This is a genomic window from Arthrobacter sp. Ld5 (genome assembly GCF_051172775.1).
In the GTDB taxonomy this organism is placed as follows: domain Bacteria; phylum Actinomycetota; class Actinomycetes; order Actinomycetales; family Micrococcaceae; genus Arthrobacter_D.
In genome coordinates this window covers 320454-340491 of sequence record NZ_JBPKBO010000022.1, presented here as the reverse complement: position 1 = coordinate 340491, position 20038 = coordinate 320454, and the positions used below count along the sequence as shown (strand labels likewise).

Below are 20038 nucleotides of genomic sequence, written 5' to 3'. Positions count from 1 at the left end.
CTCGGCGGAGGAGACCGGACCGGCAGGACGAGCCGTCGGGGTGTCCTGCCGAAGAACTAGACTCGGGGGCATGCCGGACGCCGCGCGGGTCACGCACCCCACCCTCCAGCCTTCGGCGACCGTCGAGGGCGAGGCCGCCTTCTTCGACGTGGACAACACGCTGATGCGCGGCGCGAGCCTCTTCCACGTGGGCCGCAAGATGTACCAGCGCAAGGCGTTCACGCTGCGCTTCGCCGCGGGCCTGGCCTGGAAACAGCTCCGCTTCATCATGCGCGGCGAGACGATGACGGATGTGAACTCGGTGCGCGACGCCGCCCTCGCCTTCGCCATCGGGATCGCCCACGAGGACGTCCTGGCCCTCGGCGAGGAGGTCTACGACGAGATGATCGCCTCGAAGATCTGGCCCGGGGCGCGCGCCCTGGCCGAGCAGCACCTGACCGCGCACCGGCAGGTCTGGCTGGTGACCGGGACCCCCGTGGAGGTCGCCGGCGTGATCGCGAGACGCCTCGGCCTCACCGGGGCCCTCGGCACCGTGGGGGAGGTCGCGGACGGCCTGTACACCGGCCGGCTGGTCGGCGAGTTCCTGCACGGGCCGGCCAAGGCGGTGGCCGTGCTGGCCCTGGCGCAGCGGGAGGACCTGGACCTCGCGCGCTGCTGGGCCTACAGCGACTCCTACAACGACGTCCCGCTGCTGAGCGCCGTCGGGCATCCCGTGGCGATCAACCCGGACCGCCGCCTCCGCCGGCATGCCCGGGCGAACAACTGGCCGGTCTACGACTTCCGCAGCGGACGGCGGGCGGCGACCCTCGGCCTGCGCGCCGCCACCGTCGCAGGATCCCTCTACGGGCTGTGGCGCGGGTACGCCCGGCTCAGGACCCGCTGACCTCAGGAGCAGCACCCGACGGACCCCGTGAACGACGACGGCCCGGCTTCCACGCAACGAATGCGGGAATCCGGGCCGGTCGGCATCCTCCGGCTCGAGGCCGGACGAGTGCCTACTTCTTGTTGCGGCGCTGGTGACGGGTCTTGCGAAGCAGCTTGCGGTGCTTCTTCTTTGCCATACGCTTGCGGCGCTTCTTGATTACTGAACCCATAGAGTCCTCACAAACTGTTGTGTTGCCAGGGCGTACTGCGGCGCGGGGCCTCGAGGACCGCCCTGGTGATGACGAAAGACGCGTGCCTGGTGGCAGTCGCCCGTGTGATGCACTAAGTCGGGCGGGCTCGAGACCCGCCCAAAACGCTCCTTAACAGGGTACATCCGTTTGGGGAACCCGCGGACGACCGGCGATCAGGCGCTCGCGGCCTGCCCGTCGACCTGCGACCGGTGGAGGAACCCCTCGACCGCGGACTGGGGGACGCGGTAGGAGCGGCCGAACTGGACGGCGGGCAGGTCTCCGGCGTGCACGAGCCGATACACGGTCATCTTCGAGACGCGCATGAGCTCGGCCACTTCCGCGACCGTCAGGAACTGCACATCCGAGAAGTTGTTCCCGTCTGCCATCTCACCACTATTCCTTCGCATGGAGGCTTGCACTTCACCCTGGGGCCTATCGAAAGCGCTGCCCGGGCGACCGATCGGCGTGTCGCCTTGTAGCAAGAGGATAATCCGCCTAGAGGATCACTCTAGTGGCAGATGGGGCTGGAGTGAAAGACGGCCGACGGGCCTACGCCGACGGATCGCGCCGTCGGCGCAGTTGGGCCAGCAGGTCCGCGGCGCGCTCCGCCGCACGGCCCATGGTCCGCCCCATCGGGGGCCGCGGTGCGTCGCCTCCGGCGGGTCCCGACTGCGCCGCGAGGACCGCGGTGGCCAGCGCCGGCGTGGCCGCGGCACCCGGCGCGTCGACCGTCTCCGGCTCGAGCGCCGCGACGACGTCCGCCACCGTCGCGAACTCCGGGGACGGCCGGTCCAGTCCGTCATCCGCGGGGGCCGCGGGCGGTCCCGCGGTCCCGGCATCCTCGAACCCGGCAAGCCAGTCGCGCACCACGCCGAGCGGCGCGGCGTCCAGCGAGTAGTAGCGCTTCTGTCCCTGGGCCCGCATGCTCACCAGGCCCGCCTCCCGCAGCACCTTCAGGTGCTTCGACACCGTCGGCTGACTGACCTGCAACTCGATCACGAGCTCCCCCACCGCCCTGTCGCCGTTCCGCAGATTCTCGAGGATCTGCCTGCGTGTGCCCTCGGCGACGACGGCGAATACATCATCGATTCCCATCCGCCTACCCTAGCGATATATACGCCGCACGGCATCCTGACGTGGCCGGCGGGTCCCGGTCAGTCGAACCAGGGGTCCAGTCCATGGAGGGGGAAGAGGGCCTTCCTCGTCGCCATCACCGTCCGGTCCAGGTCGTCGTTGGGGTCGTACCCGACCTCCCACGAACGCCACCAGAGGTCCGCGCCGTCACCCATCAGCCGGGGCGCCTCCACACCGTGCCGCTCGAGCACATACTCCCGCCAGGCGGGCGGGACCGGCGTCGCCGGGCCTGTCGGCGCACCGGCGGCCACCGCGACGAGCAGCGCCCAGGACCGCGGCACCACGCTCGCCAGGGCGTACCCGCCTCCCCCCGTCGCGACCCACCGCCCCTCGCACAGGCGGTCCGCCAGGTCCCGCACGCCCACCATCAGCGCGTGCTGGGCGTCGACGCTGACCCGCAGGTTCGTGAGGGGGTCCTCGCGGTGGGAATCGCAGCCGTGCTGGCTCACGATGACCTCGGGGGCGAAAGCCCCGGCGAGCTGCGGCACGACGGCGTGGAAGGCCCGCAGTACCGCCGCGTCCCCGGCGACGGTGGGCAGCGCGACGTTCACCGCGTACCCCTCCGCTCCCGGTCCGCCGGTCTCGCTGGCGAAGCCGGTACCGGGGAAGAGGCTCATGCCCGTCTCGTGCAGCGAGATCGTCATGACCCGGGGGTCGTCCCAGAAGATACTCTGCGTCCCGTCGCCGTGGTGTGCGTCGACGTCGACGTACAGGACGCGCCGGACGCCGCGATCGAGCAGCCGCTGGATCGCGGCCGCGGCGTCGTTGTAGATGCAGAAGCCGCTGGCGCGGGAGCGCGCCGCATGGTGCATGCCGCCGCCGAAGTTCACCGCCCGTACGGCTGAACCCCGGAGGATCGCCTCGGCCGCGCCGAGCGACCCGCCTGCGAGCCGGGCGCTGGCCTCGTGCATCCCCGCGAAGGCGGGGGTGTCCTCCGTGCCGAGGCCCCTGGCGGCGTCCGAGGTGCAGGGGTTGCCGCTGACCCGGCGGACCGCCCTGATGTAGTCGGGGCTGTGCACGGCCGCCAGCTCGTCGTCCGACGCGACGGGAGGAGCGGCAACCGTCACGCCGTCGAGGTCCAGCAGCCCGCAGTCGCGCGCGAGCCGGGCCGTCAGGTGCAGCCGCTCCGGGTTCATGGGATGGTGCCCGCCGAAGTCGTAGGCCAGCATCGACTCGTCCCAGGCCACCTGGAGGGGGACCGCCGACCGTGAGTGCGTAGACATTCCTGAAAGGCTACGCGATGCGCGATGCTCCGATGCCGCCTCCCGGTGAGATGCTTTACTACTGCAAGGGACAATCAGGCATGGTTACGCGCCGGTTCGGCGGTAGGACCAGCGAAGAAGGCAGAGCGGACGTCAATGGTAGGTCAACAGCCACGATGGCTGACGGACGATCGCCGCGGGTACATCAGGCTGCTGGCGTCGATCCGCGACTTCGCCGACTCGTTCGCGAACAGCTCCCCCGCGCGTCTCGCCCTGTTCATCTTCAGCGCCGTGATCCTGGTGTTCACCGCGCTGCTGAGCCTGCCGATGGCCACCAGCAGCGGGACCGCCGCCCCCCTGCACGACGCCTTCTTCACGGCGGTCTCCGCCGTGTGCGTCACGGGCCTCACCGTGGTGTCCACCGCCACCTACTGGTCCTTCTTCGGCCAGCTGGTGATCCTGCTGGGCATCTTCATCGGAGGGCTCGGCACGCTGACGCTGGCCTCGCTGCTCGCGCTGATCGTGAGCAAGCGCCTCGGGGTACGGGGGAAGCTGCTGGCCCAGGAGGCGCTGAACAACGCGAGCCGCCTCGGCGAGATCGGCACACTCCTGCGGATCGTCATCACGACGTCGGTGGTGATCGAGATCGTCCTCGCCGTCGTCCTCATCCCCCGCTTCATGATCCTGGGCGAACCCTGGTGGCAGGCCGTCTGGCACGGCATCTTCTATTCCATCTCCGCCTTCAACAACGCCGGCTTCACCCCGCACAGCGACGGGCTGGTCCCGTACGAGACGGACCTGTGGATCCTCACCCCGCTCATGGTCGGGGTGTTCCTCGGCAGCCTCGGCTTCCCGGTGATCATGGTCCTCGTGCAGGTGCGGCACCGCTTCAGCAAGTGGACGCTCCACGCGAAGCTCACGGTCTCCGTGTCGCTGATCCTGCTCGCGGCCGGGACGTTCGCGTGGGGCTTCCTGGAGTGGGAGAACGACCACACGATCGGCACGCTCAGCGTCACGGACCGGGTGATCCATGCCCTGTTCGCCTCGGTCATGACCCGCTCGGGCGGGTTCAACCTCGTGGACCAGAACGACATGACGACGACGACGATGCTCCTGACGGACGCCCTCATGTTCGCCGGAGGGGGTTCCGCCTCCACGGCCGGCGGCATCAAGGTGACCACCATCGCCGTCATGTTCCTCGCCATCGTGGCCGAGGCCCGCGGCGACTCGGACGTCCGGGCGTGGGGCCGCACCATCCCCTCCGGCGTGATGCGCGTGGCGATCTCCGTGATCTTCATGGGCGCCACCCTCGTCCTCATCGGCAGCGGCCTGCTCCTGCGCATGACGGACGAGCCGCTCGACAAGGTGGTCTTCGAGGTCATCTCCGCGTTCGCGACCTGCGGCCTCAGCACCAACCTCAGCGCCGAGCTGCCGCCCGAAGGAAAATACGTCCTGTCCGCCCTGATGTTCGCCGGGCGCATGGGTACCATCACCCTCGCCTCGGCGCTCGCGCTGAGGCAACGCAGCACGCTGTACCGCTACCCCGACGAGAGGCCGATCATTGGCTGAGAGACCCGCCCACAATGCACCCGTCCTCGTGATCGGCCTCGGCCGGTTCGGCGCGGCGACCGCGGAACAGCTCGTCCGCCAGGGACGGGAGGTACTGGCCATCGAGCGGGACCCCCAGCTCGTGCAGAAGTTCTCGGGCGTCCTCACGCACGTGGTCGAGGCCGACGCGACGAACCTCGATGCCCTCCGCCAGCTCGGCGCCCAGGAGTTCTCGGCGGCCGTGGTGGGAGTCGGCACCTCGATCGAGTCGAGCGTGCTGATCACCGCCAACCTCGTGGACCTCGGCATCGACCACCTCTGGGTCAAGGCGATCACGCCCTCGCACGGCAAGATCCTCAAGCGCATCGGCGCCAACCACGTGATCTACCCGGAGGCCGATGCCGGGCAGCGCGCCGCGCACCTCGTCGGCGGCCGCATGCTCGACTTCATCGAGTTCGACGACGGCTTCGCGATCGTGAAGATGTACCCGCCGAAGGAGACCCAGGGCTTCACCCTCGCGGAGTCCGCGGTGCGGTCGAAGTACGGCGTCACCGTGGTCGGCGTGAAGTCCCCGGGCGAGGACTTCACCTACGCGCGCCCCGACACCAAGGTCTCCAGCCGCGACATGCTGATCGTGTCCGGGCACGTGGACCTGCTGGAGCGCTTTGCCGGCCGACCCTAGCCGCACGGACGCCGCCGGCGCCCCGGCCCGGCGGGGGCGCACGCCTGGCGGGTCCCGCCGTCGACCACGCACCGCGGCCGCGCGGTCGGCGGCCTGCCGGTGGGTTGCCGCGGCCGGCGGCGCCCTCGTGCTCGCCGTCGTCGTGCTCGCCGCGCAGATCCACGGGCTGGACCTCTCGGTGTACCGCGAGGGCGCCCTCGCGCTGCTCGGCCGCGCGGAGGGGAAGGACCTGTACGACGACGCCCTGATCCTGACCGACACGCGGGGGCTGCCGTTCACCTACCCGCCCTTCGCAGCCCTGCTCTTCGTGCCCCTCGCGCTCGTCCCGGAGTCGCTCGCCCTCGGGATCGTCACCGCCCTGACCTGCGTGTGCCTCGTGGGCGTGGCGGTCACCGTCGTGCGCTACCTGCGCGCGTCGGGGGTGCTGCCGGAGGTGCCGCGGAACGGCCGTCCCGCCGCCGTCCTGACCGCGGTGCTGCTCATCGGCGTCAGCGGGCCCTGGCGCGAGGGCCTCGGGTTCGGACAGATCAACGCCCTCCTCATGGTGCTGGTCCTCGCCGACCTGCTGCGCTCCACCCGGCTGCCCTCGGGCGTGCTCATCGGGATCGCCGCCGGGATCAAGCTGACACCGCTCGCGTTCGGCCTGGTGTTCCTCGCCCGCCGGGACTGGCGGTCGCTGGCCTGGCTGGCGGGGTCCTTCGCGGCGACGGTGGCCGTCGGCTGGTTCCTGGCGCCCCGCGAGTCCGCGATCTTCTGGCTGGACGCGCTCCTCGACCCCTCACGCGTCGGGGCGACGGCCGATCTCTACAACGTGTCGCTGAACTCGGTCGTGGCGCAGTCGGGCCTGGCGGAGGGCCTGCAGCGGCCCGTGTGGATCCTGGCGTCGCTGGCCGTCATCGCGGTCGGCTACGCGGCGATCCGGCGCGCGGACGACGACGGCGACCCCGTGCGGGCGATCGCCGCCAACGCCGTCGTCATGCTCGCGATCTCGCCCATCTCCTGGTTCCACCACTGGGTGTGGATCGCCCTGGTGTTCCCGGCGGGCTGGGTCCTCGCCCGGCGGCAGGAGGGTGCCCCACGCGCGGTGGGCCGGGCGCTGCTGGCGCTCCTGGTGCCCGTGATGCTGTTCTCCTCGATCACCGTGACCCTCACGCTCACCGGCGCGGTCTCCGGCACGGGCCCGCTGCCGCTGCGGGTCTTCACGGGCCTCGGCGTGATCCTGCCGGTGGCCCTGCTGACCCTGTGGGCGCTCCGCCCCGTCAGCCGGCGGGACGCGTCAGTTCGCGGGTGATCTCCGCCGCGCGTGCCGTGGCGGCGCGGGCGCCGTACGCCACGATGCGGGGAAGGCCCAGCTCGTCGAAGGTCTCGATGGCGCTCTGCGTGGTCCCGTTGGGGCTGGTGACGGCGCGGCGGAGGGCCGCGGCGTCCGCGCCCTCCTCCGCGAGCATGAAGCCCGCTCCCGCGACGGTCTCCCGCGCGATCTGGGCGGCCAGGCCGGCGTCGAGACCCAGCTCGGCGCCGGCGGCGGCCATCGCCTCCGCGAGGTAGAACGCGTAGGCCGGTCCGGACCCGCTGACGGCGGAGAGGGCGTCCACCTGCTCCTCGGGGATCTCGACGACGGTCCCGGCGGACGCCAGGAGCTCCCGGGCCTGTGCCATCTGCCCGGGACCGGCCGCCGCCCCGGCGGAGATCGAGAGCACTCCCCGACCGAGCCGCGACGGCGTGTTGGGCATCGAGCGGATGACGGGCTGGCCGTCGGGCAGGACGGCCTCGATCATCGCGGTCGACACGGCGGCAGCGACGCTGAGGACGACGGCGGCCGGCCTCAGGAAGGGGCCGATCTCGCGGGCGAGCGCGACGGTCCCCGCAGGCTTCACCCCGAGGATGACGACGTCGGCATCCTGCACGGCCGTGGTGTTCGCGGCGTCGTCGTCCGCCGTCGCGCGTGCCGTGACGCCGTGCCGCTGCCGGAGCTCCGCCGCGCGCTCGGCGCGCCGCACCGTCGCGGTGACCCGGCCGGGGTCGAGGCCGGCGGCGAGGAGGCCTGCCAGGATGGACTCGTTCATGGATCCGCAGCCGAGGAAGGCGATGCGCGGGGCGCCCTGGGTAGTCATGCTTCCATCCTGCCACGCAGGTCTCACAGGGTACTCCCAGCCTGCGTGCTGTTGAGGCACAAGGAGGAGCCCTAGTGTTGGAGCTACCTCATAGGGGTGCGAGTGATGCGGCCGGAAATTCCTGATCCGGCCCGGCGTCGGCGGTACCGGATGGATCCCCCACCATCCGGTACCGCCGGCGCCATTCCTCGTTGAGGGGACCGGTCAGTGGCCCAGGTGCTCCCGGGCGAAGCGGAGCGTCTCGGCGAGCCAGTCCTCGCGCTCCCCGGCGGCCCGGGCGCGGCGCGTGCTCACCTCCACGGCGACCACGCCGTCCCACGCCGACCCCGCCAGATGCGCAAGCGCCTCCGCGCACCGCTGCTGGCCCTGGCCGGGGAGGAGGTGTTCGTCCTTGCCATTGGGCGTGCCGTCGGTGAGGTGCACGTGCGCGAGCCGGCTGCCGAGCGTCCTGATCTCCTCGTAGGAGTCCATGCCGGCGATCGCGGCGTGGGAGAAGTCCCAGGTGACGCGCTCGTACGGCTCGGGGATCGGGTTCCAGTGCGGCAGGTAGGCCTTCGCCTCGCGGCCGCGCACCTTCCACGGGTACATGTTCTCGACGGCGATGTCGACGCCGTACTCCGTCGCGATGCGGGCGATCCCCTCGGGGAACTCCTCGGCGTACCCGGTCTGCCAGCGGAACGGCGGATGGGTCACGACCGTCGAGGCGCCCACCTCCGCGGCCATCGCTGCCGACATCTCGATCTTCGTCCAGGCCCTGCCCCAGACCTGCTGGGTCAGGAGCAGGGTGGGGGCATGGACGGCGAGGATCGGGAGCTCGTAGCGTTCGCTCAGCGAGGAGAGCTGGGCCGGATCCTGGCTGACCGAGTTGTTGGTGACCATCACCTCGACGCCGTCGTACCCGAGGTCCTGGGCCAGCGCGAAGGCGTCGTGGACGGCGAGCGGGTAGACCGACGCGCTGGAGAGAGCGACGGGGATGGAGGGCAGGCTGCCGGCGCGCGCCATGTCAGGCCCCCCGCGCGACAGGGGTGCGCGGCGTGGCGTCGAGTTGGGTGTGGCCCACCCCGGCTCCCGGGAGGGGTTCGTCGGCGTCGAACATCTTGGCGTCGAAGCGCCTGAGCAGCAGTCCCTCGCGCAGCGCCCACGGGCAGATGCTGATCGACGGGACGCCGAACAGGTCGAGTGCGGATTCGGCGACGAGTGCGCCGGCGAGCACCTGCGGGGCGCGCAGCTCGGAGACGCCGTCGAGGTGGGTGCGGTCCTCCACGGTCATGGCCGCGAGCCGCTTCGTCCACAGGCCGAGGTCCTCGAGGCGCAGCTCGCGCCGGACGAAGGGCCCGGCGGCCGACGGCGCGGATCCCGCGATCCGGGCCAGGGAGCGGAAGGTCTTCGAGGTGCCCGCCACCAGGTGCGGGGTGCCGAGGTGGGCGAAGTGCGGGACGGCCTCCCGCAGGGTCGCCCTGATGTAGCGGCGCAGTTCCTTGACGCTCCTGGCCGACGGCGGGTCCCCGTGCAGCCAGTCGCGCGTGAGCCTCCCCGCGCCGAGCGGGACGGAGAGGGCCACCTCGGGCAGCTCGTCCGTGCCCATCGCCATCTCGAAGGAGCCGCCGCCGATGTCGAGGTTGAGGATGGACTCCGCGCCCCAGCCGTACCAGCGGCGCACGGCCTGGAAGGTCACCGCGGCCTCCTGGTCCCCGGACAGCTCCTGGAGGTCGACGCCGGTCTCCCGGCGCACCCGGTCGAGGACGTCGCTGCCGTTGGCCGCCTCCCGGATCGCGGAGGTGCAGAACGCGAGGAAGTCCTCGGCGTCGTGTCCCTCCGCGAACTCGCGGGCTTCGCGGACGAAACCGACGAGCTCGTCCTGCCCCGCCCGGGAGATGCTGCCGTCCTCGTCGAGGTAGGCCACGAGCTGCAGGGGCTTCTTGTGGCTCGCGAAGGGTACGGGCCGCCCCCCGGGGTGGGCATCCACGAGGAGCAGATGAACCGTGTTCGACCCTATGTCCAGTACGCCTAGCCGCATCGTTCCCGCGCTTCCAGCTCATCCCCCGCCAATGTGTGTGCCTGCCGTGCCCTTCGGGCTACTTCCCTGCGGCGACCTTCCGCTTCGCGGGAGTCCGGCGGGTCGTCTTCTTGGGCGCCGGTCCCTTGGCGCGCTTCTCGGCGAGCATGTCGATCGCCTGTTCGCGCGTGAGCTCCTCGATCGCCATCGACCCGGGGACGGTGATGTTCGTGTCGCCGTCGGTGATGTAGGGCCCGAAGCGGCCGTCCTTCACGACGATCGGCTTCTCGCTCACCGGGTCGTCACCGAACTCGGCCAGCGGCGGCGTGACGGTCCGGCCGCCGCGCTGCTTGGGCTGCTTGTAGATCTCCAGGGCCTGGTCGAGGGTGATCGTGAAGATCTCCTCCTCCGAGCCGATGGAGCGGGAGTCGCTACCCTTCTTCAGGTAGGGCCCGAACCGGCCGTTCTGCACCGTGACCTCCTTGCCCTCCTCGTCCGTGCCGAGGACCCGCGGCAGGTTCATGAGCCTGAGCGCGTCCTCGAGGGTCACGGTGTCCACGGACATGGACTTGAAGAGGGACCCGGTGCGGGGCTTGACCTTCGCTGGCTTCTTCGGGGGCTTGGGCTTGCCGTTCTTGTAGTACTCGACGGGCTGGGCGGCGAGTTCCTCCGCCGTCGGCTCGGTGATCAGTTCGATCACGTACGGTCCGTACCGGCCGTCGCGCGCCACGACGGTCCTCCCCGTCTCCGGGTCCGTGCCGAGGACACGCTCCTGCGACGTCGGCGCCTCCATCAGTTCGATGGCCTTCTCCGCCGTCAGCTCGTCCGGTGCGAGGTCCTCCGGGACGTTGGCGCGCTGCGGCTCCGTGCCCTCGGGGGCGTCGGCCGGCAGGGGCTTCTCCAGGTACGGCCCGAACTTGCCGACCCGCAGCGTGATCCCCTCCGCGATCTCCACCGAGTTGATGCTCCGCGCGTCGATCTCGCCGAGGTCGTTGACGATGGTGTGCAGCCCGGTTTCCTTGCGGTCCCCGTAGTAGAAGCTGTTGAGCCACTCGACCCGGCCGGCCTCGCCGCGCGAGATGCGGTCGAGGTCCTCCTCGAGCTCCGCCGTGAAGTCGTAGTCCACGTAGTCGTTGAAGTGCTCCTCGAGCAGGCGCACCACCGAGAACGCGATCCAGCTCGGCACCAGGGCCTGGCCGCGACTGCGGACGTAGCCGCGGTCCATGATCGTGGACATCGTCGCGGCGTACGTCGACGGGCGGCCGATGCCGCGCTCGTCGAGCACCTTGACGAGCGAGGCCTCCGTGTAGCGCGGGGGCGGCGACGTCTCGTGGCCGAGGGCCTCGATCGCCGTCGCACCGAGCGCATCCCCCTTGGCGACGTTCGGCAGGCGCGTGCCCTGGGCGTCGCCGTCCGCCGTGTCCTCGTCGCGGCCCGCGTCGCGGCCCTCCTCGTAGGCGGCCATGAAGCCGCGGAAGGTGATGACGGTGCCGGAGGCCGCGAACTCGGCGTCCCGGCCGTCCGCGCTCTTCGCGCCGAGGCGCAGTGACGCCGTCGAGCCCTTCGCGTCGGCCATCTGCGAGGCGACGGTGCGCTTCCAGATCAGTTCGTACAGGCGGAACTCGTCGCCGCGCAGGGACTGCGCCACCTGGGCGGGGGTCCGGAAGGAGTCGCCGGCAGGACGGATGGCCTCGTGGGCCTCCTGCGCGTTCTTGGCCTTGCCCTTGTAGACGCGCCGGGACTCGGGCACGTATTCGGGGCCGTACAGCTCCGAGGCCTGGCGGCGGGCGGCGTTGATGGCCTGGTCGGAGAGCGCGGACGAGTCGGTCCGCATGTACGTGATGTAGCCGTTCTCGTACAGCCGCTGCGCCACCTGCATGGTGACCTTCGAGCTGAACCGCAGCTTGCGGGCCGCCTCCTGCTGCAGGGTCGACGTCGTGAACGGTGCGGCGGGACGGCGCGTGTAGGGCTTCGTCTCGAGCGAGCGCACCGCGAAGGTGGCGCTCCCGAGCCCGGTGGCGAGTGAGCGTGCGGCCTCCTCGTCCAGCCGGACGACGTTCGCGGCCTTCAGTTCGCCGCGGTCGGAGAAGTCCTTGCCGGAGGCGATCCGGTTGCCGTCGACGGCGACGAGCTTGGCGGGGAAGGCGCTGCCCTTGGTCGTGTCCTCGGGCGTGAACGTGCCGGTCAGGTCCCAGTACGACGCCGTCCGGAACGCCATGCGCTCACGCTCGCGTTCGACGACGAGGCGGGTGGCGACGGACTGCACGCGGCCGGCGGACAGCCCGCGGGCCACCTTGCGCCACAGCACCGGGGAGATCTCGTAGCCGTACAGGCGGTCGAGGATGCGCCGGGTCTCCTGGGCGTCGACCATGGGGATGTCGACGTCGCGCAGCTCACCCATGGCGCGCGTCACCGCTTCCTTGGTGATCTCGCCGAAGGTCAGGCGGTACACGGGGACCTTCGGCTTGAGGACCTGCAGCAGGTGCCAGGCGATGGCTTCGCCCTCGCGGTCGTTATCGGTGGCAAGGTAGAGCTCGTCGGCGTCCTTCAGGGCGGCCTTCAGTTCGGCGACGGTCTTCCGCTTCTCCGGGGAGACCACGTAGTAGGGCTCGAAGTCCTTGTCGAGGTCCACAGCGAACTTGCCCACCGAGGACTTCTTCAGCTCGGCGGGGAGGTCGGACGGCTGGGGGAGGTCGCGGATGTGTCCCATGGACGCGGCGACCTGGAAACCCTCGCCGAGGTAGCCCGAGATGCTCTTGATCTTGCTGGGGGACTCAACGATGACGAGCTTCTTGCCGTGCTTCTTGTCCGTGGCCTTGGTCGGCACTTCTCTCCTATATATACGAGCGGGTGCCGCGGCAGATCCTCGGTATCCGGTCCGGATCCCGCTGCCGGGCTCACCTCACAGTATGCGCCATGAGTACCCGCACAAGACTAATGGCAGGTTTCAGGGGGCCGGAAGGAGGAAGCCCTCCCGGACGAGCTGCTCGACGTCCAGCAGCAGCTCCGAGGTGAACGCGGCGTCGGGCCTGTCCAGCAGCATGGCGAGCGCTCCCGCAATCTGCCCGGCCGTGAGCTCGCCGTCGCATGCGGAGGCGAACCCGGCCAATTCGGTGCTGAGCAGGGTGGTGCGCCGGAGACCGGCACCCTGCCGCAGCAGGATGACACCGGGGTGTTCGGCGCCGGGCCGCTGGTGGCGTTCCTCGGTGACGTCCTCGGCGACGAGCAGGAACTCGTCGGCGATGCCGATCCCGGACGCGGCCTGCTCGGTGTGGGCCGCGAGCCAGTCGCTGCGGCCGATCGCCGCGGCGAGGTGCGGGCCCACGGGCTGTTCGATGTCGTGGGTGATCTCCTCGAGCGTCACCCGGACGAGGTCGCTCGGGGTGCGGGGGCGCCGCAGCCAGACGGACCCGAAGCCGATGCCCTCGACGTCGCGGGCGGCGAAGTCGGCGAGATAGGCGGCGAAGCTCGCCACGTACGCGTCGCGGTCGCGGTTCTCGGCGGCGTCCCGCAGCCACGTCTCGGCGTACTGCACCGGGGTCAGCTGCTCGCGCTGGATGACCCACGCGTCGACGCCGGGAGGCACGAACTGCCCGATGCGGCGGTCCCACGGCGTCCCTTCGGTGATCTCCCAGTTGCCGAGAAGCTGCGCCGCCCCGCCCGGCGCGAGGACGTCCGGCAACGCCCCGACCAGCGTCTCGACGATCGCGTCGCCCGCGAGGCCGCCGTCGCGGTAGGTGTAGGACTCCTCCGGCGTACCGGTGCGCGGGGTGATGACGAAGGGCGGGTTGGACACCACGAGGTCGAACTCCTCCCCGCGGACCGGGTCGAGGAGGCTGCCGAGGCGGAGGCTGACCCGCGTGCCGGGCCGGCGGGGATCGACGTCCAGCGCTGGCGCGTTCAGGAGGAGGTTGAAGCGGGCGAAGGCCAGGGCCCGGGCCGAGATGTCGGTCACGGTCACGTGGGCGGCGTGGCCCAGCAGGTGGAAGGCCTGAATGCCGCAGCCCGTCCCCAGGTCCAGCGCCCGCCCGACCGGCGTCCTCAGGACCGTCTGGGCGAGGGTCAGTGAGGCTCCGCCGATTCCCAGGACGTGGTCGTGGCGCAGGGGGCCGGGGCGCTGCTCGGAGCCGAGGTCGCTCGCCACCCAGAGATTGCCTCCGACGTCGGAACCGTACGGGCGGAGCTCGACGGCGGCGCGCCAGCGGGGCACGGCGGGGGCCGTCGCGCTCTCCGGCACGCGCTCGATGAGCCTCAGCTGCTCGAGGCCCGCCAAGCCGCTGCCGGGGAAGGCCCGTCCGAGGTCCTGCCCGGCGACGGTCTCGCCGAGCAGCCACAGGAGCACGGGGGTGGCGCGCGCGTCGTCCGCGTCGGCGCGGCGACGCGATGCCAGCAGGGCCGGGACGAGCTGGCCCCGGCCGAGGGCCGTGTACGCGGCCGCGCCGAGGAGGGCCTCGACGCCCTCGACCGAGTAGTCGAGGGAGCGCAGGTCCTCGGCCAGGACCGCGAGGGCGTCGAGGTCCCGGCTCGACGGCGCGGACGCGACGTCGTCGTCGAATTCCGGCCAGGCCGGGGCATCCGCCCGCATCACGCGGCGCCCGCAGCCGTCGCCTCGGCCTCGTCCGACTCGCAGCCCTGCGGGCACCGCAGGGTCGAGGGATCGGCCGCGCACGCGGTGCAGTACAGGGTGAGGTTGCGGCAGGACTGGTTGGAGCAGTTCTCGTACGTGCTGGTCGGAGCCTGGCAGCGCACGCACCTGCCGAGCGTCACGGCGTCGTCGCTGAACTCGAGGTGCATCCTCTTGTCGAAGACGTACAGCGAGCCCTCCCACAACCCGGCGTCCCGGTACTTCTCGCCGTAGCGGACGATTCCGCCGTCGAGCTGGTACACCTCCCGGAAGCCACGGTTGACCATGAGGCTGGAGAGCACCTCGCAGCGGATCCCGCCCGTGCAGTAGGTGACCACGGGCTTGTCCTTCAGGTCGTCGTACTTGCCCGAGTCGAGCTCGCGGACGAAGTCGTGCGTCGTCCGCACATCGGGGACGACTGCGCCCTTGAAGCGACCGATCTGCGCCTCGAGCGCGTTCCTCCCGTCGAAGAAGACGACCTCCTCCCCCGCCTCGCGCCGGGCGTCGACGAGCGCGTGCAGTTCCTCCGGGGCCAGGTGGACACCGCCGCCCACCACGCCGTTCCCGTCGACCCTCAGCTCGCCGGGGGCGCCGAAGGAGACGATCTCGTCGCGGACCCTGACACTGAGCCGCGGGAAGTCCTCCGCGCCGCCGTCGGACCACTTGATCTCCAGCCCCTTGAAGGCCGGATATTCGCGCGTGGTCCTGACGTACTGCTTCACAGCGCCGATCTCCCCGCCCACGGTGCCGTTGATGCCGTCCTTGGAGATGAGGATCCTGCCGCGCAGCCCCCACTTCTCACAGAGGGCCCGCTGCCACAGCCTGATGGCTTCGGGATCGGGCAGGGGCGCGAAGGCGTAGTACAGGGCAATCCGGTTCATCGACACGATTTAAAGCCTACTTCGCGACTCATAACCGTCACCTCGGGGCCTTTTATACCATCGGCGCCGCCGGACAACTATCGTCAGGACATGAACGCCCATGCAGACAACGAACTCCTCCAGACCTGGCTCACCGGATGGTCCAGGTGTCGGGGCTACGAGCGTCATGACGACGGTCGCAGCACCTCCGTCGTGCTCACGGACGAGCAGAACCAGACCGAACACTTCCTGTTCGAACCCACCACCGAGCAGTTCCTCGAGCTCGCCGCCGAGACGAAGCAGGACCCCACACGGAAGCTGACGGTCGTCACCAACCGGATGCGGGAGCTGATCGACGCGGCGCACCCGCTCGGCGTGCGGGTCACCGACCGACAGCAGGCCCTGATGAGCGTGGACATGAGCGGCCAGGACGTCGAGGATCCGCGCCCTCCCGGTGACGACTACACGCTGGAGCGTATCGGCGACGACGGCTGCCGCCGCGTCCTGGTCCGCGCCCACGGAGAGCTCGCGGCCCGCGGGTCCGTGGTGGCCGTGGGCGACTACGCGGTCTATGACCGCATCATCACGGAGGAGAGCTACCGACGGCGGGGGCTGGGCAGCTTCGTCATGCGCGCCCTCACCGCGGGGGTCCTCGAGGACGACGTGACCACCGGCCTGCTCATGGCGTCGGCCGACGGCCGCGCGCTCTACGAGTTCCTCGACTGGGAGCACCTCGCCGACGTGTTCGTCATCAGAGGATAAGGCGCATTTCCACCGTCCCGGCCGTCCGCCGATGGAAGAATGGCCCGGTGGCTGCGCGTGACTCCCTCATCCCCCTGCTCGGGGGTGGACCCGACCCCGAGCAGCTGCTGCATGTCCGTGAGATCCCCGCCCGCGACGCGGAGAACGCGCCGTGGCCGGCCTGGGCGCACCCCGACGTCGTCGAGGCGTTCACCCGGCGCGGCGTCCACCAGCCCTGGCGCCACCAGGCGGAGGGTGCCACCTCCGCCCACGACGGCGCGCACACCATCATCGCGACCGGGACCGCGTCGGGGAAGTCCCTCTGCTACCAGCTGCCGGTACTCGACGAGATCCACCGCAGCGAACTGCTGGACCGCGCCACGCTGGCGCCCACCGGGTCCGTCGCCCTGTACCTGGCCCCCACGAAGGCGCTGGCCGCCGACCAGCTGTCGGCCGTCAACGCGCTGGGCCTGCCCACGGTCCGCGCGGAGACCTACGACGGTGACACCGAGTCGGGAGCCCGCCGCTGGATCCGCGACCACGCCAACCTGGTCCTCGCGAACCCCGACATGCTCCATTACGGCATCCTGCCGAACCACACCTGGTGGGCGCGGTTCTTCCGACGCCTGAAGTACGTGATCATCGACGAGGCCCACAGCTACCGTGGCGTGTTCGGGTCCCACGTCGCGAACCTCCTGCGGCGCCTGCGGCGCATCTGCGCGAGCTACGGCGCGGACCCCGTGTTCATCGGGGCATCCGCGACGTCGGCGGAGCCAGCCGCGTCCTTCGGGAAGCTCATCGGCGCTCCGGCGCGCGCCGTCGACCGGGACAGCTCGCCGCACGGCTCCACGACGGTCGCGTTCTGGGAGCCGCAGCTCACCGGCAGGAAGGGCGAGAACGGGGCACCCACCCGGCGGACCGTGATCGCCGAGGCCTCGGACCTCCTGGCCAACCTCGTCTCCTCCTCCGTGCGGACCATCGCGTTCATCAAGTCCAGGCGGGGCGCGGAGAGCATCGCGCAGACCTCGCGCCGGATGCTCGAGGACGTGCACCCGAGCCTGCCGCACCGCATCGCCGCCTACCGTTCCGGGTATCTCCCGGAGGAGCGGCGTGCCCTCGAGGCGTCGCTGCGCAGCGGCGAACTGCTGGGCGTGGCGAGCACCTCGGCCCTGGAACTCGGGATCGACATCTCCGGCCTCGATGCCGTCCTCGTGGCGGGGTGGCCGGGAACCCGCGCCTCCCTGATGCAGCAGATCGGCCGGGCGGGCCGCTCCGGCCAGGACGCCCTCGCGGCCTTCGTGGCGAGCGACGACCCCCTGGACACCTATCTCGTCCACCACCCGGAAGCGGTGTTCGACCTCGCCGTCGAAGCGACGGTCTTCGATCCGTCGAACCCCTATGTGCTGGGACCGCACCTCTGTGCCGCCGCAGCCGAACTGCCGCTGACCGAGAAGGATCTGCCCATGTTCGGTCCCACCTCGGAGGACCTGCTCGGCACGCTGTGCGAGCAGGGCTTCCTGCGGCGCCGTCCCGCCGGATGGTTCTGGACCCACCCCCAGAGTGCCGCCGGGATGGTGAACCTCAGGGCCGACGGCGGCGGGCCGATCAACATCGTGGAGACCGACTCCGGCGCCCTGCTCGGGACGATGGACTCGCCACAGAGCCACTACCAGGCCCACCCCGGCGCCGTGTACGTGCACCAGGGCCGCACGTACGTCGTCCAGGACCTCAATGAGCAGGACCGCTGTGCCGTCGTGGCGCGCGCCCACCCCGACTACTACACGCAGGCGCGGGACGTCACGCAGATCGAGGTCATCGACCGGGACGTGAGCAGCCTGTGGGGCGGCGTCCTCGCGAGTTTCGGGGACGTGAAGGTGACGACCCAGGTGGTTTCCTTCCAGCGCAAGGCCTTCTCCTCGAACGAGGTCCTCGGCGAGGAGCCGCTCGAACTGGCGGCGCGTAACCTGTTCACGAAGAGCGTCTGGTTCGAGATCAGTCCGGAGCTGCTCGAAGCCGAAGGGATCCTCGCCGAGGAGCTCCCGGGGGCGCTCCACGCCGCCGAGCACGCGGCGATCGGACTGCTCCCGCTCGTCGCCTCGAGCGACCGCTGGGACATCGGGGGTGTGTCGACAGCCCTGCATGCCGATACCGGCCTGCCGACCATCTTCGTCTACGACGGACACCCGGGCGGCGCCGGGTTCGCCGAGCGGGGGTTCGAGGCGGCCCGCACCTGGCTGTCGGCGACCCGCGACGCGATCGAAGCCTGCGAGTGCGAGTCCGGCTGTCCCTCCTGCGTCCAATCCCCGAAGTGCGGCAACCGGAACAACCCGTTGAGCAAGGGTGGTGCCGTGGCGGTGCTGTCCCTGATCCTCCAGCAGGCCGCCGGCAGCACCACCTCCGGTGGCGCCCTCCCCGGGGTGTCGCGATCGGATGCGCCGGGGCGGGAGACTCCGTCCGGGCAGGACGTGCCGTCGGGACCGAAGACCGGAGCGAGGGCCTCCGGAGCCTGACGGTCCGGGGGTCATTGTCCGGGGCGGCGTCACCATCGGCGTCGGCGTCGGCGCCGGCGTCATGGCGGCGGACCGGCCCGAGCTCTGCCCCCGGCGTCCGGAAGCAGGCCGGGCACGCCCACGGACACCCGGACGACAGCGGTCCCGACACCGGTCGCACCGATCTCGCAGGCCTCGACCACGGCACCGTGCTGTCCCGCCACGGCCGAGGCCGCCGCGCAGGGCTCCCCGGAGGAGAGCCCCCGGGCGGTGTCCGCGGCAGCGAGCGCCGCGAGGTCGGCCGCCGTCGCTGCCTTCGAGGCTGCTGATGCGGCCTGGAGCAGGAGCACCGCCGAGGCGACCAGCAGGAGCGCCAGGAGGGAGAGTGCCCCCATCAGGATCGTGCCGGCGCCCCGCTCTGCGTCGGCAGGGCGCGAGGGCGCCGCGTTCCCCCGCGACGTGGCCTGCTCCTCCTCCGGTGGTTCATCCATCGTGTTCCCTCCGTCCCGATGCCGATGCGTGCAGGTCGAGGTCCATGAACTCCACGAGCGGACCCTCCACCCGCGCCCGCACCTCGACGGTCGTCCATTCCCCGTCCCGCCCGACCTGCGCGGTCGCGGTGCGCCCGGCGAGGCGTTGCACGGTCTGCTGCACGCTCGCGGTGCTCTCGCCCCGCATCACCTCCCGTGCACCGGCCCGCGCAGCCTCCTCCAGGCGCAGCTGCACGGCGCCGACGTGGGCTGTCGCGAGCAGGAGTGCGAGCAGGACGACCACGGCGGGGAGCACGACCGCGACCTCGGCGGTGACGGATCCTCGCTGCGTCCCCGCTGCCCGTTCGCTCCGGGTGTGCCTCCCGCGGAGCGGCCGGGCGAGCACCGGGCAGCACGGAGCGGAGGGAGGCCCGTGCTCCCGCGATCGTGTCGGGGGTTCCCTGTCCGCGCGTTCCGCCCCGGTCCGACCAGCCCCTCCCCGGCCGGTCCGCATCAGCCGAAGCTCAGCGCCGAGGTGATGAGGGACATGAGGAGCCCCTTGATCTCACCGCTGGACAGGACCGCAACGAGGAGCGCTGCGAACCCGACGGCGGCGAGCGTGGCGATGGCGTACTCGGCGGTCGCCATGCCGGCCTCCTGATCCGTACTTTGTCCCCGGCCCTGCCGCATGACCCGATCATTGGCCCGCCGGCGCCGTGCCTGGGCCCGCCGTGTCGCCCGGTCCGCGAACCCACCGGATCCAGGGCCATCGGATTGCTCGGCCTCGGCCTCGGGTTGAGCCTCCGTGGACGGTGCCCACCGGATGAACGACACGGGGTTCCCCGCACACTCCTCGCCGCGCGGAGACCGTGGTGGCAGCGATGGCACCGGGGGCATCAGGATCGGCTCCCGCCGGCGCTCCCCCGACCGGCTCCCCGGCGTCTGGCCCTGCGCCCCGTGCTCTGCAGCGTTTGTGAACGCGCTGCTTCGACCGGCGCGGAGGCCTCCGGACTCCGTCTGGGGAGCCCGGAGTGCCGAGGCCCACTCCTCCGTATGCTGCGTC

At 71.2% G+C, this 20038-nt stretch carries 19 protein-coding genes; 6 read left to right on the top strand and 13 right to left on the bottom strand.

Annotated features, from left to right (window positions below):
- Positions 1 to 70 precede the first annotated feature (70 nt).
- Positions 71 to 883: an HAD family hydrolase gene (locus ACSGDB_RS12325; protein ID WP_434995061.1), complete on the top strand. Its 813-nt coding sequence runs from the start codon at positions 71 to 73 to the stop codon at positions 881 to 883.
- A 112-nt stretch (positions 884 to 995) separates the two neighbouring features.
- Here the strand turns inward: ACSGDB_RS12325 and ACSGDB_RS12320 are convergent, their stop codons facing one another.
- The 4 genes from ACSGDB_RS12320 to ACSGDB_RS12305 form a co-directional block, all read right to left on the bottom strand.
- Positions 996 to 1094 carry a 30S ribosomal protein bS22 gene (locus ACSGDB_RS12320; protein ID WP_003792170.1) on the bottom strand — a complete coding sequence of 33 codons (99 nt, stop codon included), beginning with the start codon at positions 1092 to 1094 and terminating at the stop codon, positions 996 to 998.
- A 194-nt stretch (positions 1095 to 1288) separates the two neighbouring features.
- Positions 1289 to 1501: a helix-turn-helix domain-containing protein gene (locus tag ACSGDB_RS12315; RefSeq protein WP_434995058.1), complete on the bottom strand. Its 213-nt coding sequence runs from the start codon at positions 1499 to 1501 to the stop codon at positions 1289 to 1291.
- Positions 1502 to 1664: 163 nt separating this feature from the next.
- Positions 1665 to 2210 (bottom strand): ArsR/SmtB family transcription factor, encoded by a 546-nt coding sequence (locus ACSGDB_RS12310; protein ID WP_434995056.1) that lies wholly within the window; start codon positions 2208 to 2210, stop codon positions 1665 to 1667.
- Between the two features lie 59 nt (positions 2211 to 2269).
- Entirely contained in the window at positions 2270 to 3472 is a 1203-nt protein-coding gene (locus tag ACSGDB_RS12305) for an acetoin utilization protein AcuC (RefSeq protein ID WP_434995055.1), read from the bottom strand.
- A gap of 135 nt (positions 3473 to 3607) precedes the next feature.
- On the opposite strand from ACSGDB_RS12305, the gene ACSGDB_RS12300 reads away from it, so the two are divergent.
- From ACSGDB_RS12300 to ACSGDB_RS12290, 3 genes are read left to right on the top strand one after another with little or no spacing between them, the layout of a single operon-like run.
- Positions 3608 to 5020 (top strand): TrkH family potassium uptake protein, encoded by a 1413-nt coding sequence (locus ACSGDB_RS12300; RefSeq protein ID WP_434995054.1) that lies wholly within the window; start codon positions 3608 to 3610, stop codon positions 5018 to 5020.
- Positions 5013 to 5681, top strand: coding sequence for a potassium channel family protein (locus ACSGDB_RS12295; RefSeq protein ID WP_434995053.1), 669 nt, complete (start codon positions 5013 to 5015; stop codon positions 5679 to 5681). The genes ACSGDB_RS12300 and ACSGDB_RS12295 overlap by 8 nt, the downstream gene beginning before the upstream one ends.
- The gene (locus tag ACSGDB_RS12290) at positions 5665 to 6972 is read left to right on the top strand and encodes a glycosyltransferase 87 family protein (protein ID WP_434995052.1); all 1308 of its coding nucleotides are present in this window, start codon (positions 5665 to 5667) and stop codon (positions 6970 to 6972) included. Before ACSGDB_RS12295 ends, ACSGDB_RS12290 begins: the two co-directional genes overlap by 17 nt.
- Here the strand turns inward: ACSGDB_RS12290 and proC are convergent.
- From proC to ACSGDB_RS12260, 6 genes are all read right to left on the bottom strand, one after another.
- A complete protein-coding gene (gene proC, locus ACSGDB_RS12285) occupies positions 6941 to 7795 on the bottom strand; it encodes a pyrroline-5-carboxylate reductase (protein WP_434995051.1) in 855 nt (284 codons plus the stop codon). The two genes, ACSGDB_RS12290 and proC, sit on opposite strands and share 32 nt — an antisense overlap.
- A 204-nt stretch (positions 7796 to 7999) precedes the next feature.
- A complete protein-coding gene (locus ACSGDB_RS12280; protein WP_434995050.1) occupies positions 8000 to 8797 on the bottom strand; it encodes a sugar phosphate isomerase/epimerase family protein in 798 nt (265 codons plus the stop codon).
- A gap of 1 nt (position 8798) precedes the next feature.
- Positions 8799 to 9812: a Ppx/GppA phosphatase family protein gene (locus tag ACSGDB_RS12275; protein WP_434995049.1), complete on the bottom strand. Its 1014-nt coding sequence runs from the start codon at positions 9810 to 9812 to the stop codon at positions 8799 to 8801.
- Between the two features lie 58 nt (positions 9813 to 9870).
- Positions 9871 to 12618 carry a type I DNA topoisomerase gene (gene topA / locus ACSGDB_RS12270; protein WP_434995048.1) on the bottom strand — a complete coding sequence of 916 codons (2748 nt, stop codon included), beginning with the start codon at positions 12616 to 12618 and terminating at the stop codon, positions 9871 to 9873.
- Positions 12619 to 12738: 120 nt separating this feature from the next.
- Positions 12739 to 14376 carry a DUF7059 domain-containing protein gene (locus ACSGDB_RS12265; RefSeq protein WP_434995121.1) on the bottom strand — a complete coding sequence of 546 codons (1638 nt, stop codon included), beginning with the start codon at positions 14374 to 14376 and terminating at the stop codon, positions 12739 to 12741.
- Complete coding sequence (locus tag ACSGDB_RS12260) at positions 14376 to 15302, bottom strand: rhodanese-related sulfurtransferase (RefSeq protein WP_434995046.1); 927 nt, start codon at positions 15300 to 15302, stop codon at positions 14376 to 14378. Before ACSGDB_RS12260 ends, ACSGDB_RS12265 begins: the two co-directional genes overlap by 1 nt.
- 84 nt (positions 15303 to 15386) lie before the next feature.
- On the opposite strand from ACSGDB_RS12260, the gene ACSGDB_RS12255 reads away from it, so the two are divergent.
- Positions 15387 to 16037, top strand: a complete 651-nt coding sequence (locus tag ACSGDB_RS12255; protein WP_434995045.1) for a GNAT family N-acetyltransferase — start codon at positions 15387 to 15389, stop codon at positions 16035 to 16037.
- Between the two features lie 47 nt (positions 16038 to 16084).
- Complete coding sequence (locus ACSGDB_RS12250; protein ID WP_434995044.1) at positions 16085 to 18526, top strand: DEAD/DEAH box helicase; 2442 nt, start codon at positions 16085 to 16087, stop codon at positions 18524 to 18526.
- Positions 18527 to 18585: 59 nt separating this feature from the next.
- Here ACSGDB_RS12250 and ACSGDB_RS12245 read toward each other — a convergent pair whose 3' ends face one another.
- The 3 genes from ACSGDB_RS12245 to ACSGDB_RS12235 form a co-directional block, all read right to left on the bottom strand.
- Entirely contained in the window at positions 18586 to 18996 is a 411-nt protein-coding gene (locus tag ACSGDB_RS12245) for an Rv3654c family TadE-like protein (protein ID WP_434995042.1), read from the bottom strand.
- Complete coding sequence (locus ACSGDB_RS12240) at positions 18989 to 19381, bottom strand: TadE family type IV pilus minor pilin (protein WP_434995041.1); 393 nt, start codon at positions 19379 to 19381, stop codon at positions 18989 to 18991. Before ACSGDB_RS12240 ends, ACSGDB_RS12245 begins: the two co-directional genes overlap by 8 nt.
- Before the next feature lie 107 nt (positions 19382 to 19488).
- A complete protein-coding gene (locus ACSGDB_RS12235) occupies positions 19489 to 19665 on the bottom strand; it encodes a DUF4244 domain-containing protein (protein WP_434995039.1) in 177 nt (58 codons plus the stop codon).
- Positions 19666 to 20038: the final 373 nt, after the last annotated feature.

Bases quoted from the DNA above. Each gene is read 5' to 3' on its own strand.
- ACSGDB_RS12315 (WP_434995058.1), bottom strand. From the start codon at position 1,501: ATGGCAGACGGGAACAACTTCTCGGATGTGCAGTTCCTGACGGTCGCG.
- ACSGDB_RS12320 (WP_003792170.1), bottom strand. From the start codon at position 1,094: ATGGGTTCAGTAATCAAGAAGCGCCGCAAGCGTATGGCAAAGAAGAAG.
- ACSGDB_RS12265 (WP_434995121.1), bottom strand. From the start codon at position 14,376: ATGCGGGCGGATGCCCCGGCCTGGCCGGAATTCGACGACGACGTCGCG.
- ACSGDB_RS12245 (WP_434995042.1), bottom strand. From the start codon at position 18,996: ATGGATGAACCACCGGAGGAGGAGCAGGCCACGTCGCGGGGGAACGCG.
- ACSGDB_RS12305 (WP_434995055.1), bottom strand. From the start codon at position 3,472: ATGTCTACGCACTCACGGTCGGCGGTCCCCCTCCAGGTGGCCTGGGAC.
- proC (WP_434995051.1), bottom strand. From the start codon at position 7,795: ATGACTACCCAGGGCGCCCCGCGCATCGCCTTCCTCGGCTGCGGATCC.
- ACSGDB_RS12325 (WP_434995061.1), top strand. From the start codon at position 71: ATGCCGGACGCCGCGCGGGTCACGCACCCCACCCTCCAGCCTTCGGCG.
- ACSGDB_RS12280 (WP_434995050.1), bottom strand. From the start codon at position 8,797: ATGGCGCGCGCCGGCAGCCTGCCCTCCATCCCCGTCGCTCTCTCCAGC.
- ACSGDB_RS12300 (WP_434995054.1), top strand. From the start codon at position 3,608: ATGGTAGGTCAACAGCCACGATGGCTGACGGACGATCGCCGCGGGTAC.
- ACSGDB_RS12235 (WP_434995039.1), bottom strand. From the start codon at position 19,665: ATGCGGCAGGGCCGGGGACAAAGTACGGATCAGGAGGCCGGCATGGCG.
- ACSGDB_RS12275 (WP_434995049.1), bottom strand. From the start codon at position 9,812: ATGCGGCTAGGCGTACTGGACATAGGGTCGAACACGGTTCATCTGCTC.
- ACSGDB_RS12310 (WP_434995056.1), bottom strand. From the start codon at position 2,210: ATGGGAATCGATGATGTATTCGCCGTCGTCGCCGAGGGCACACGCAGG.
- ACSGDB_RS12255 (WP_434995045.1), top strand. From the start codon at position 15,387: ATGAACGCCCATGCAGACAACGAACTCCTCCAGACCTGGCTCACCGGA.